The organism is Ralstonia sp. 22086, from assembly GCF_052045975.1.
In the GTDB taxonomy this organism is placed as follows: Bacteria; Pseudomonadota; Gammaproteobacteria; order Burkholderiales; family Burkholderiaceae; genus Ralstonia; species Ralstonia wenshanensis.
On record NZ_JBQEPZ010000003.1, the window covers coordinates 222,703 to 235,987 of the forward strand.

At 63.3% G+C, this 13,285-nt stretch carries 10 protein-coding genes; 3 read left to right on the top strand and 7 right to left on the bottom strand.

The features are described from left to right. Positions 1–240 precede the first annotated feature (240 nt). Genes dxs through ACTJK6_RS14220 form a run of 3 tightly spaced genes read right to left on the bottom strand, consistent with a single transcriptional unit; the run spans position 241 to position 3,403 of the window. A complete protein-coding gene (dxs, locus tag ACTJK6_RS14210) occupies positions 241–2,151 on the bottom strand; it encodes a 1-deoxy-D-xylulose-5-phosphate synthase (protein ID WP_316869930.1) in 1,911 nt (636 codons plus the stop codon). Between the two features lie 56 nt (positions 2,152–2,207). After that, positions 2,208–3,119 carry a polyprenyl synthetase family protein gene (locus tag ACTJK6_RS14215; RefSeq protein ID WP_440839414.1) on the bottom strand — a complete coding sequence of 304 codons (912 nt, stop codon included), beginning with the start codon at positions 3,117–3,119 and terminating at the stop codon, positions 2,208–2,210. Beyond that, positions 3,116–3,403 (bottom strand): exodeoxyribonuclease VII small subunit, encoded by a 288-nt coding sequence (locus ACTJK6_RS14220; protein WP_232040635.1) that lies wholly within the window; start codon positions 3,401–3,403, stop codon positions 3,116–3,118. The genes ACTJK6_RS14215 and ACTJK6_RS14220 overlap by 4 nt, the downstream gene beginning before the upstream one ends. A gap of 414 nt (positions 3,404–3,817) precedes the next feature. On the opposite strand from ACTJK6_RS14220, the gene ACTJK6_RS14225 reads away from it, so the two are divergent. From ACTJK6_RS14225 to ACTJK6_RS14235, 3 genes are all read left to right on the top strand, one after another. Continuing rightward, on the top strand, positions 3,818–4,915 hold the full coding sequence (locus ACTJK6_RS14225; protein ID WP_232040636.1) for an aromatic ring-hydroxylating oxygenase subunit alpha: 1,098 nt from the start codon (positions 3,818–3,820) through the stop codon (positions 4,913–4,915). A 99-nt stretch (positions 4,916–5,014) separates the two neighbouring features. Further along, positions 5,015–6,004: a DMT family transporter gene (locus ACTJK6_RS14230; RefSeq protein ID WP_440839415.1), complete on the top strand. Its 990-nt coding sequence runs from the start codon at positions 5,015–5,017 to the stop codon at positions 6,002–6,004. Positions 6,005–6,025: 21 nt separating this feature from the next. Next, positions 6,026–6,913 carry a sulfurtransferase gene (locus ACTJK6_RS14235; RefSeq protein ID WP_440839416.1) on the top strand — a complete coding sequence of 296 codons (888 nt, stop codon included), beginning with the start codon at positions 6,026–6,028 and terminating at the stop codon, positions 6,911–6,913. A gap of 70 nt (positions 6,914–6,983) precedes the next feature. Here the strand turns inward: ACTJK6_RS14235 and ACTJK6_RS14240 are convergent, their stop codons facing one another. From ACTJK6_RS14240 to polA, 4 genes are all read right to left on the bottom strand, one after another. After that, positions 6,984–7,790, bottom strand: a complete 807-nt coding sequence (locus tag ACTJK6_RS14240; protein WP_232040639.1) for a ZIP family metal transporter — start codon at positions 7,788–7,790, stop codon at positions 6,984–6,986. Positions 7,791–7,938: 148 nt separating this feature from the next. Beyond that, the gene (locus tag ACTJK6_RS14245; RefSeq protein WP_440839418.1) at positions 7,939–8,817 is read right to left on the bottom strand and encodes a dienelactone hydrolase family protein; all 879 of its coding nucleotides are present in this window, start codon (positions 8,815–8,817) and stop codon (positions 7,939–7,941) included. Between the two features lie 108 nt (positions 8,818–8,925). Beyond that, on the bottom strand, positions 8,926–10,260 hold the full coding sequence (locus tag ACTJK6_RS14250; protein WP_260801919.1) for an NAD(P)/FAD-dependent oxidoreductase: 1,335 nt from the start codon (positions 10,258–10,260) through the stop codon (positions 8,926–8,928). A gap of 207 nt (positions 10,261–10,467) precedes the next feature. Then, positions 10,468–13,281 (bottom strand): DNA polymerase I, encoded by a 2,814-nt coding sequence (gene polA, locus ACTJK6_RS14255; protein ID WP_440839419.1) that lies wholly within the window; start codon positions 13,279–13,281, stop codon positions 10,468–10,470. Between the last annotated feature and the right edge of the window lie 4 nt (positions 13,282–13,285).

Below are 13,285 nucleotides of genomic sequence, written 5' to 3' on the forward strand. Positions count from 1 at the left end.
CTTTACGGTCGCCCGGCCATCGCAGTCGGCCGGCACGCAACGAGTGTGAAACCGCGGAACTTGGCTGACGGTGACCACCCCTCAAGTGATCCAATCTGCCCATCCCGCGACTGCGCACACAATTCAGAAATAAGACTGGCGGAGTGTAAAAGAAATTTCCTACCTCTGCAGTCAACTACTCATACCCGTGGATGCAATACGGGTGATTGATTCTGCCTATGACGCAACACCAAAGGTGCCTCAGGCGACGCGCGGGGCTGCCGCGCGCGGCTGTACGGAAAAGCGCTCGCGGATGGACGCGAGGATGCCGTTGGCATCGAGCCCGCATTGCGTCAGAAGCGCCGCGTGATCACCGTGATCGACAAAGCGGTCAGGCAAGCCGAGCTGCAGTACCGGCGTTGCGACACCGGCGGCAGCCAGGGCTTCCAGGCACGCGCTGCCGGCGCCGCCCATCACACAGCCCTCCTCCACCGTGACCACAAAATCGTGTGTGCGGGCCATTTCCAGGACGCATGCCACGTCGAGCGGCTTGACGAAGCGCATGTTGACGACGGTGGCGTCCAAACGCTCGGCCGCCGCCGTAGCCGGCGCAACCATCGAACCAAACGCCAGAATCGCCACGCGCTGGCCAGCCGGAGCCGTGGAAGCGCGGCGCACTTCGGCCTTGCCTACCGGCAGCGGCTCCAGCGTCGGCTGCACCGCCACGCCCGTGCCGGCACCTCGCGGATAGCGCACTGCTGCCGGGCAGTCCTGCGCAAACGCGGTACTCAAGAGCTGGCGGCATTCGTTCTCGTCGGCCGGCGTCATCACCATCATGTTGGGGATGCAGCGCAGGTAGGCAATGTCGTAGGCGCCTGCGTGCGTGGCGCCGTCTGCACCGACCAGGCCGGCGCGGTCCAGCGCAAATACCACCGGCAGATTCTGCAGCGCCACGTCGTGGATCAACTGATCGTAGCCACGCTGCAGGAACGTCGAATAGATAGCGACAACAGGCTTCAACCCCTCGCACGCCAGGCCGCCAGCAAAGGTGACGGCGTGCTGCTCGGCGATACCGACGTCGTAATAGCGGTCAGGAAAGCGCTGCTCGAACTCCACCATCCCAGAGCCTTCGCGCATGGCTGGCGTAATGCCCACCAGCCGCTTGTCGGCCGCCGCCATGTCGCACAGCCATTGGCCGAACACTTGCGTGTACGTGACCTTGGCCGGGCGCCCGGAAGGTTTGATGCCCTCTTGCGGGTTGAACTTGCCCGGGCCGTGATAGAGGATCGGGTCAGCTTCAGCCAGCTTGTAGCCCTGACCCTTCTTGGTGACGACGTGGAGGAACTGCGGACCACCGCCTTCGCGAGCGCGCTGGCGGATGTTCTGCAGAGTCGGCACGAGCGATTCGAGATCATGTCCGTCGATCGGCCCGATGTAGTTGAAGCCGAACTCCTCGAACATCGTGGCCGGCACGAACATGCCTTTGGTGTGTTCCTCGAAGCGCTTGGCGAACTCGAGCACCGGCGGCGCCACCGACAGCAGCTTCTCGACGCCTTTCTTGGTGGCCGCGTAGAACTGCCCGCTCATGAGGCGCGCCAGATAGCGGTTCAGCGCCCCGACCGGCGGCGAGATCGACATGTCGTTGTCATTCAGCACGACCACCAACGGCAGGTCTTTATAGACGCCGGCGTTGTTCATGGCCTCGAAGGCCATGCCGGCGCTCATCGCGCCGTCGCCAATCACGGCAATGGCGACGCGGTCTTCACCCTTGGTCTTGGCGCCCAGGGCCATACCCAGCGCAGCCGAAATCGACGTGGACGAGTGCGCGGTGCCGAACGTGTCGTACGGGCTCTCGCTGCGGCGCGGGAAGCCGGAGATACCGTCCAACTGGCGCAGCGAGCCCATCTGGTCGCGGCGGCCCGTCAGGATCTTGTGCGGATAGCTCTGGTGACCGACGTCCCACACGATGCGGTCTTCCGGCGTGTTGAAGACGTAATGCAGCGCGATTGTCAGTTCGACCGTACCCAGGTTCGACGACAGGTGCCCGCCCGTTTGAGAGACGGAATCCAGCACGAAGGCGCGCAACTCGTTGGCCAGCGGCCCAAGTTGGCGGCGGTCCAGGCGGCGCAGGTCGGCCGGATCGTCGATGGTGTTCAGAAGTTCGTACGTCATGTGGGACCGCCGTTCAGGCGTTTGGGCAAAGACTTCTACCGTCTATGCAATGTTGTTCAGTGGCCACGCCGCACGATCAGGTCAGCCATTTCGACCAATCGATCGGTACGTGCCTTGTCCGCTTCACGGCCGATCTCGCGGGCAAGTTGGGCAACCGCCGCACCCGCTGTGGCGTGCAGCTCGTCGGCCAGTGCCCTGGCCTTGTCCAGCCCGAGGATGGACACGTAAGTCGGCTTGTCGTTGGCCTCGTCCTTGCCAGCGGTTTTGCCCAGCGTGGCGGTATCGGCGGTCACATCGAGGATGTCATCGACCACCTGGAACGCGAGACCGACCGCGCCAGCATAAGCATCAACCTGCTCCAAGGCTGCGGCATTCACGCCAGCACAGAGCGCGCCCATCCGCAGACTCGCCCGCAGCAACGCACCGGTCTTCATGCGATGCATCGCCTCCAATTCGTCCTGCGATAGCGCAATGCCGACGCTTTGCAGATCGATCGCCTGACCGCCCGCCATGCCGAGCGAACCAGAAGCGCGCGCCAATTCAGCCACCAACACGGCACGCGTCGCCTGGCTTACCGCGCCCAGCTCAGCCAACACGATGAACGCCTGCGTCTGCAAGGCATCGCCTACCAGCAGTGCAGTCGCTTCATCATAGGCGCGATGCACGGTCGGGCGGCCCCGGCGCAGGTCGTCGTCGTCCATGCACGGCATGTCGTCGTGAACGAGCGAGTAGGCGTGGATCATCTCCACCGCGCAGCTCACGCCGTCGAGCGCCTCGGAGGAGGCCTCCCCCAGCGCGCCCGCCGCATGCGCCAGCAAGGGCCGCACGCGTTTTCCGGCCCCCAGGGTGGCATAGCGCATCGCCGCGTGCAGACGTTGCGGCGCGACGGTTTCGGCCGGCAGCGCGCGCTCAAGTGCACTTTCCGTCCGCGCGACCACAGATGCCATCCATTGGGCGAAATCGCTCATGCGTCGCCCTGCTCGTTCGCGTTGCTATCGTCGGCTAAGGGCCTCAGGGCTTCGCCATCAAGCACGCGCACCTGCTGCTCGACGCGTTCCAGCACCTGCTGACAGTATTTGACCAGCTCGGCTCCGCGTCGATACGCCGCAAGCGAAGCCTCCAGCGGCAATTCACCGGATTCCATGCTGGCGACGAGGGTTTCGAGTTCAGCCATGGCCGCTTCATAGGAAGCCGGCGTAGCGGAGGGCGTGGCGGACGCGCTGCTGGAGGCGTCGTTTGAGGCACGGGGCATGCCGATTGCGAATCAGAAAAGGACAATCTGGCATTTTACGGCAATTCCGCGTGCGTTCCGCGCACATCCCGCAAGGGGCGGGATAGCGGTTTGCGGTGACAAGGCGGGGCACTGTCAGCCCGGCGATCGCGCGACTGGAAGCGGAAAGGGTTCGAAAATCAGGGACTTATCAATTTCCCTGGGGTACAATCCCCCCCTTTCCTCCAAAGGCCGGGCCGGTGTACGCCGCTCCGCACGATGGTTTGGGTCTGTTGGCCCATTGAACGTATGGTCGTTGGCCCAAGCGGGGGCCAGCAAGCGCTCGTTTCCTACCTCAACAGACCCTAGGCCACCTGCCGATGGCGTCCTTTCCCAAATCGATCTTGTCGATGGTTGGGTTGTTCACTGCTTTCACCGTTATTGGGAGTGGGGATAATGTCCAATCTCAGCGCCGCACTGAATCTGGTGCCGTCTGAAACCCAGTTGCCCGTCTCTGCTTACTTCGACGAGGCGCTGTATCAAACTGAAATCGAACGTCTGTTCAAACATGGCCCCGGTTACGTCGGCCATGAGCTGATGGTCCCGGAAGTTGGCGACTATCACACGCTTGCCGCCGAGGCCGAAGGCCGCGTGCTCGTGCGCAACCCGAACGGCGTCGAACTGCTCTCCAATGTGTGCCGGCATCGGCAGGCAATCATGCTCAATGGGCGCGGCAATGCCCAGAACATCGTCTGCCCGCTGCATCGCTGGACATACGACCTGCAGGGCGACTTGCTGGGCGCACCGCACTTCGAAAAGCAACCGTGCGTGCATCTGTCACGCTCGCCGCTGCAGAACTGGAACGGCCTGCTGTTCGAGGGCAAGCGCGACGTGCGCGAAGACCTCGCCCGCCTGGGCGTGGCGCGCGATCTCGATTTCTCCGGCTACATGCTGGATCACGTCGAAGTGCACGACTGCAACTACAACTGGAAGACCTTCATCGAGGTGTACCTCGAGGACTACCACGTCGTGCCCTTCCACCCCGGCCTCGGCCAGTTCGTCTCGTGTGACGACCTGGAATGGGAGTTTGGCGAGTGGCACAGCGTGCAAACGGTCGGCATCCACGCGAATTTGCGCAAACCCGGCACACCGGCTTACCAGAAGTGGCATGACGCCGTGCTGCGCTTCAACAACGGCGAGATGCCGAAGTACGGCGCGGTGTGGCTCACCTACTACCCGAACGTGATGGTCGAGTGGTATCCGAACGTACTGGTCGTGTCGACGCTGCATCCGATGGGGCCGACCAAGACCCGCAACGTGGTCGAGTTCTACTACCCGGAAGAAATCGTCCTGTTCGAGCGCGAGTTCGTCGAAGCCGAGCGCGCCGCCTACATGGAAACGTGCATCGAGGACGATGAAATCGCCGAGCGCATGGACGCCGGACGCCTGGCACTGCTCAAGCGCGGCACAAGCGAAGTCGGCCCGTACCAATCGCCCATGGAAGACGGCATGCAGCACTTCCACGAGTGGTATCGACGCACAATGAACTACTGAGCGACGACCGAAGGTAGGCATCCGCCGCCTTCCGCGTCACAATAGGAACGGTGCAGCCCTCACAGGCCGCACCGTTTTTTTTCGCCCTCGCCCCTCGCCATGCCTGCCGACACTGCTACCGCTGCCCAGACTGCCGCCCAGACGGCCGACAGCTCCTCTCGCCAATCGCTGTGGATGATCCTTGCCGCGTTTGCCTTCTCGGCGATGGGCGTGTGCGTGAAACTGGCCTCGGCGCATTACAGCACCGGCGAGATCGTGTTCTACCGCAGCGTGATCGGCATGACATTGATGGGCGCCATCCTGGCCAAGACCGGCGCGGGCATCCGCACGCCCTACCTCATGGCGCACATCAAGCGCAGCGTATTCGGGGTGACATCGCTGCTGCTGTGGTTCACGTCGATCAGCCTGTTGCCGCTGGCGACGGCCATGACGTTGAACTACATGTCGCCGGTGTGGATTGCGTTGATCATCGGCGCCGGAGCTGCAATGGCCGGCAGAGCAGGGGGCGCCGACAAGAAAATGGTGGCAGCGATCCTGATGTCGTTTGTTGGTGTGCTGTGCCTGCTGCAACCCAGCGTGGGCGGCGGGCCGTCCCAGCTTGCCGGCGGCATGGTTGGGCTGGTGTCGGGCGTGTTCACGGCCCTCGCCTATGTGGAGGTCCGCCAACTGGGTGACCTGGGCGAGAACGAGGCACGCATCGTGTTTTACTTTTCCCTGGTGAGCGCAATTGCCGGCGGCGTCTGGATGCTGATCGGCGGCGCGCAGCCGCATACGTTGCACAGCGCGGCGCTGCTGCTGGCGGTGGGGCTTCTGGCCACGCTGGGCCAGACTGCCATGACGCGGGCCTACAAGCGCGGCAACACGCTGCTGACTGCTAACCTGCAATACACCGGCATCGTCTTTGCGAGCGGGTGGGGCATGTTGCTGTGGAATGACCACCTGAACGCGCTGTCGTGGGCGGGCATGGCGCTCATCATCGGCAGCGGCATCGTGACTACCGTCATGCGCGCCCGTCAGTCGGGCGCCGAACATCCGACGCCGCAGACAGCCGTGTCCGGCCCGGAAGCCGAGATTCACCCGGAAGTTTGATCGACCCAGGAGATTGCCGCCATGAGCGAACGCGCTCACTACGCCACCCTCATCACCGCACCGCAACTGGCCGCACTGCAGCAGAGCGCGCCCGAAGCGGTGGTCGTCATCGATTGCAGCTTTGACCTCGCCAACCCCGCCGCGGGGCGCGATGCGTATCACGCCAGCCACGTGCCCGGCGCGTTCTACATGCATCTCGACAACGAGCTGTCGGGCCCCAAAACCGGCACCAACGGCCGCCACCCGCTGCCCGATGCCGAAGCGCTGGTCGCGCGCTTGCAGGCGCTGGGCGTGAACGACGACACGCAAGTCGTCGCGTACGACCGCCAGGGCAGCATGTATGCGGCGCGCCTGTGGTGGCTGCTGCGCTGGGTCGGCCATGCCGATGTGGCCGTGCTTGATGGCGGCCTGCAAGCCTGGGAAGCGGCGCACTTCCCGGTCGACCAGGTCGTTCCCGAAGAGCCGCAGCTCAACGCCACGCCCGGCAACATCACGCGCAAGCCATCGCTCGTACAGATGGTCACTGCGGAGATCGTGCAGAAATACCTGGGCCACGCCGACAAGCCAATCGTCGATGCCCGCGCCCCAGACCGCTACCGCGGTGAGAACGAAACGCTCGACCCTGTGGGTGGCCACATCCCGGGCGCACGCAACCGCTTCTTCCGTGACAACCTGCAGGCAGACGGCACTTTCAAGCCTGCGGAACAATTGCGTGCCGACTTTACCGGCGTGCTCGCGGGCGCCCAGCCGCAAGACGCGACGTTGCAATGTGGCTCTGGCGTGACGGCCTGCCACAACGCACTGGTCATGGAGATCGCCGGTCTCACGGGCGCGGCCCTCTACGCCGGATCATGGAGCGAGTGGTGCAGCGACCCGTCGCGTCCGGTGGCGACGGGGCCGAATCCGTAATCTGCGAATCTGGCGTGCAGCAAAAAGCCCGGCATCGACCGGGCTTTTTTCTTGAGGACGATGCGGCGCGTCAGTGCGCGTGACCGTGCAAACCTTCGGTCAGCAAAAAGATCATCGCGATGCCTGCCGCAATCAATGCGACCTGCACCGCCGATTCCTGCCAGCGCGGCCGGCGCTTCATCTGCGGCATCAGATCGCACACGGCGATGTAAATGAAGCTGCTCGACGCCACCACCAGCACGTATGGAATCCACGACGTCAGGCGATCCAGCAAATAATAGCCAAGCACCGCGCCCACCAACGCGCAAACACTGCAGAGCAGGTTGTAGACAAAGGCGCGCGTCTTGGTGAACCCCGCGTTGAGCAGCACCATGAAGTCGCCAATCTCTTGCGGAATCTCGTGAGCGGCAATCGCCAGCGCGGTGACGATGCCTACCCTGGTGTCCGCCAGGAAGGCTGCGGCAATGACGATGCCGTCCGAAAAATTATGCAAGCCATCGCCTACCAGGATCATCAGGCCGCTGCGGCCCGCTTCCTGCCGGTCATGGCCGTGGTGATGTCCGTGACCATCGCCCTCGTGATGATGTGAATGGCGGATCAGCGAGATCTTTTCCAGCAGGAAGAAACCCAGCAGCCCGGCCAGCAACGTGGCGAACAACGCATGCGTGTTGGGCTCGATGCCGCGATGCGCTTCGAACGCCTCCGGCAACGAATGCAACAGCGACGTGGCCAGCAGCACGCCTACCGAAAAACTGACCATCCGATCGACCATGCGCGACAGCACCGTCAATGACAGCACGGCGGCGCCCGCCATGCTGCCGATGCCAGACAGCGCGGTGGCGAGAAGAATGCCTAACAGGGTGGTATCGAAGGTCATGCGGAGGTGACGCAGCGGGAGCCAATAAACGCAACAGAGTTGCAAGAAGGGCGAATTGTATGCCGCTTTATCAACCTTTGCCAGCACAGACAACAGAAAAAAGGCCCCAGCGACTGCGAGGGCCTTCCGTGTTCAGCGCGTGGCGGCGCTACACCACCCCGTGATCCTTGAACCAGGCGAGGCACTTCTTCCAGCCATCTTCTGCGTCGGCCTTCACATAGCTCGGTCGGTAATCTGCATGAAACGCATGGCCGGAATTCGGATACACGATGATGCGTGATGCGTGCGCCTTGGGGTTCTTGGATTTTTCCAACGCGGTCTTCATCGTGTCGCGCACGTCTTCCGTGATCACGGTGTCCTTCGCGCCGTAGAGACCCAGCACGGGCGCCTTCAATTCGTCCACCTTGTCGATGGGCGAAGCCGGTTGCAGCGGATTCGGATTGCCCTTCAGCGGCCCGTACCAGGACACTGCAGCCTTGATGCTGGGATTGCGCTCCGCGGCAAACCAGACGTGACGCCCACCCCAGCAGAAACCGGTGATGCCGACACGCGCCGCGTCGCCACCGTTCTCCTTGGCCCATGCGATCGTGGCGTCGATATCGCCTGCCACCTGTGAATCCGGCACCTTGGAGACCACGTTGGCAACGGCTTCTTGCACCGTGCCGTACGCACGCGGATCTCCCTGGCGCACAAACAACTCAGGCGCGATCGCCAGATAGCCGAGCTTGGCAAAGCGCCGGCAAATATCGGCAATGTATTCGTGCACGCCAAAGATCTCGCTGACGACAATCACCACCGGAAGCTTCGTCTTGCCCTCCGGCTGGGCACGATAAGCCGGCATCTTGAAATCGCCAACGGGCACAGTCACCTCGCCCGCCGTCAGCCCATTGAAATCGGTATGGATGGTCTGCGCAGACACCGGCAGCACCGCAGCCGCAAAGGCCGAGCCCAGTGCCGTCTTCATGAAGCCGCGACGGTCAAAGCTGCGGCCGGGTACCAGGCTCTCCACTTCTGCATCAAGCTGCATCGCACTCTCCTCCCGCCCTTGGACGGTTACGGTGAACGAAGCGGCTAGTCTACCGAAGCGGTTGCATTGCTGCAGAGCCAGGCATCCAGCGCAAGCAACAGGAACAGCCTAGTGCAGCTTGACCCGCGGATTCGTCTTGCTGCGCAGCCAGTGCATGACCGTATCCACCGACATGCGCACCCAGCCATGCAGTGCGAGCACGTGCATGCGATACAGCGACGTGTACATCAGCCGCGCCATCAGGCCTTCGATGAACATCGACCCGCCGATCAGTCCGCCCATCAGGCTGCCGACCGCGCTGAAATGGCCCAGCGACACCAGCGAGCCGAGATCCTTGAACGCGAACGGCTGGACCGGCTTGCCATCCATACGCTTGCGCAACGCGTCGAACAGATAGGTGGCCTGCTGATGCGCAGCCTGCGCACGCGGCGGCACGCTGGTTGACGCCTCGGGCCACGGGCAGCTTGCGCAATCGCCAAAGGCGTAGATCGAATCGTCGCCTTCCACCTGCAGCGTGCGTGAGACGACAACCTGACCCAGCTTGTTCACCGGCAACCCGAGCTCACCCAGCACCGACGGCGCGCGGATGCCCGCAGCCCACACGGTCAGATCTGCCGGAATGGACTTGCCGCTGGCCGTGTTGACGGCGCTTGCGGTGACTTCCGTCACACGTTCGCTGGTGATGACGTCCACGTCAAGCTTGTGCAGCAGCTCGGTGGTCGCAGCCGAAATGCGCTCCTTGAGCACCGGCAAAATACGCGGGCCGCCTTCGATCAAATGGATGCGGATGTCGTGGCGCGGGTCCAGCTTGTGCAGGCCATAAGCGGCCAACACGTGGGCCGTATTGCGCAGCTCTGCTGAGAGTTCCACGCCTGTGGCGCCCGCACCGACGATGGCGATGTCAACCTGCGGACGCGCATCGCCCACGCCGTTCTGTGCGCGCATGCACGCTGCAATGAGCCTGCGGCGGAAGCGCTCGGCCTGCCATGCGGTGTCCAGTGCGATGGCGTGCTCGGCCGTGCCCGGCACGCCGAAGAAATGCGTCACGCTACCGATGGACAACACCAGCGTGTCGTACGAAATGGCGCGCTCGGGCAGCACCTCGGTGCCGTCGGCGTCAACGCATCCGGACACGATGATGGACTTGGCGACGCGATCAAGGCCCTTCAGCTCGCCCTGCTGGAATTCGAAGCCATGCCAGCGCGCCTGTGCCGCGTATTCGAGCTGATGCGTGTTCGGATCCATGCTGCCGGCGGCGACTTCATGCAGCAGCGGTTTCCAGATGTGTGTGGGGTTGCGGTCGACCAGAATGACCTGGGCTGCGCCGCGCTTGCCGAGCTTGTCACCCAGCCGCGTTGCAAGTTCCAACCCGCCGGCGCCCCCGCCGACCACCACAATGCGCGGCCCGTTCGCCCCGCCTGCGCCATCCGTCTGCCCTGCCATGTGCCTCTCCTGGAGCCGTTGAATCTTCTCGATCACGTGATCTGTCAGGTGCAGTCTGCTGCAACGCAAAATTCACCGCAACCCCGCGCGCATGGATATGGCGAATCATGACGACCGCATGCCCAGGCCATCCGCAGGCTGCCTCGGCAGGCAAACTGGCGCCATCCCTTGTTTGACGGTGTAGCGCTCAGCTGGCAAGCGATTGCGTCAGTGCGCCTCTTCCCAGTTGGCGCCTACACCCACTTCGGCCACCAGGGGCACGCGCAACGTTGCGACGCTGCACATGAGCTCGGGCAGACGCTCGCGCACCACGGCCAATTCGTCCTGCGGAACTTCCAGAACCAGTTCATCGTGCACCTGCATGACCAAGCGCGAGCGCATCGCCTCGGCTTCGAGCCAACCTTGCACAGCCAACATCGACAGCTTGATCAGGTCAGCCGCCGTGCCTTGCATCGGCGCATTAATGGCGGCGCGCTCGGCAGCCTGGCGGCGCGGGCCGTTGCCGCCATTGATGTCGGGCAGCCACAGGCGACGGCCGAAGACGGTCTCCACGTAGCCTTCCTCGCGCGCGCACTGGCGAGTCTGGTCCATGTAGCTCGCGGCGCCGGGGTAGCGGGCGAAGTAGCGATCGATATAGAGCTTGGCAGCGTCGCGCCCGATGCCCAGGTTGCTCGCCAGGCCGAACGCGCTCATGCCGTAGATCAGACCGAAGTTGATGACCTTGGCCACACGGCGCTGGTCGGGTGAGACCTCCAGCGGCGTCACGTTGAACACTTCGGCGGCCGTTGCGCGGTGCACATCCTGCCCCTCACGGAACGCACGCATCAGGCCTTCGTCCTGCGACAGATGCGCCATGATGCGCAGCTCGATCTGCGAGTAGTCGGCCGACACGATCACGCTGCCCTCCGGCGCGATGAACGCTTCGCGGATGCGTCGCCCTTCTTCCGTGCGCACCGGAATGTTCTGCAGGTTCGGATCGGTCGAGGCCAGGCGCCCTGTCACCGCCGTAGCCTGACCGTAGGTGGTGTGAACGCGGCCAGTGCGCGGGTTGACCATCTTGGGCAGCTTGTCGGTGTAGGTGGACTTGAGCTTGGCCAGGCCCCGGTAATCGAGCAGCAGCTTCGGCAGGGGGTAGTCTTCGGCCAGCTTCTGCAGCACTTCTTCGTCAGTCGACGGCGCGCCGCTCGCGGTCTTCTTGATGACCGGCAGCTTCATCTGGTTGAAAAAGATGTCACCGATCTGCTTGGGCGAGCCGAGATTGAACGGCTGCCCGGCAAGCTTGTGCGCCTCGGCCTCCAGATCGATCAGGCGCAAGCCCAGCTCGTTGCTCTGCCTGGCCAGGCGTTCGGCATCGATCAGCACGCCGTTGCGCTCCATTTTCTGCAGAACGATGGAGGTCGGCATTTCGATCTGCTCGTAGACGTAGCGCAGCTTGTCGTCTTCGGCCACCTTGGGGAACAGCGTGCGATGCAGACGCAGCGTGATATCGGCGTCCTCCGCCGCATACTCGGTCGCGCGATCGAGCGGCACCTCATCAAAACCGATCTGCGATGCACCCTTGCCGCACACCGCTTCGTAGGTGATCGTCTTCAAGTGCAGCACGCGCTCGGCAAGCGCGTCCATGCCGTGATTGCGGTGAGATTCCAGCACATACGATTCGAGCATCGTGTCGTGCTCGATGCCGCGCAGCGCGATGCCATGGTTGGCAAACACATGCGCGTCGTACTTCAGATGCTGGCCGACCTTCTTGCGCGATTCATCTTCAAGCCACAGCTTCATGCGCGCGAGCACGGTGTCTCGCGAGAGCTGCGCCGCTGCATCAAACCCGGCCACATCCGGGCCGCGATGCGCCACCGGAATGTAGCAAGCCTCGCCCGGCTTGACCGACAGCGAAATGCCTACCAACTGCGCGAGCATCGGGTCGATGGATGTCGTCTCGGTATCGATGCAGCCGAGGTCCACTTCATCCAGACGCTGCATCCACGATTCGAGCTGCGCTTCGGTCGTCACCGTCTCATACTTGATCTCGTCGGGCGGCGCTTCCACATCGAACAGGTTGGCCTGGGCCTGCAGTTGTGCAGCCTCGCCGGCGTAGTTCTTCACCGGCGTCGCGGCCTTGCGCGCAGCACCCACGCTTCGCGTATCGGGCAGCGCATCGCCGGAAGCCTCGCGCAACCACGTCTTGAAGCCATAACGCGAGAAGAAATCGACGAGCTTGGATTTGTCTTCGCCGCCGTCGATCAGCGCATCGAATGTCGGCACCTCCTTGCTGAGGTCGCAGTCGAGCTTCACGGTCAGCAGTTCGCGGCCCTTGGGTAGCCACTCAAGCGTGTTGCGCAGGTTGTCGCCCACCACGCCCTTGATCTCGCCCGCACGCGCCATGACGTTGTCGAGCGTGCCGAATTCCGTCAGCCATTTCACCGCGGTTTTCGGGCCCACCTTCGGCACGCCGGGCACGTTGTCCACGGTGTCGCCAATCAGCGAGAGATAGTCGACGATACGTTCGGGCGGCACGCCGAACTTGGCTTGCACGCCTGCCGGATCGAGCGTTTCGTTGGTCATGGTGTTGACCAGCGTGACGTGATCATTCACCAATTGAGCGAGGTCCTTATCACCCGTTGAGACGATGGTCCGGACGCCTTCGCGAGCCGCCCGTTCGGCCAAGGTACCGATCACGTCGTCGGCCTCGACACCTTCGACCACCAGGATGGGCCAACCCAATGCCCGCACGGCTTCGTGGATCGGTTCGATCTGCGCGCGCAGGTCGTCGGGCATGGGCGCGCGGTGTTCTTTGTAGGCCGGATAGAGGTCGTCGCGAAAGGTCTTGCCTTTGGCGTCGAAAATGCAGGCGCTATACTTGGCCGGGTAGTCGTTGCGCAGTTTGCGCAGCATGTTGACGATGCCGTAGATGGCCCCCGTAGGAAACCCTTCTCCGTTTCGCAAGTCGGGCAGTGCGTGATAGGCACGGTATAGATAACTCGAGCCATCGACGAGCAACAGCGTTTCTTGACTTTCCGACATTCCC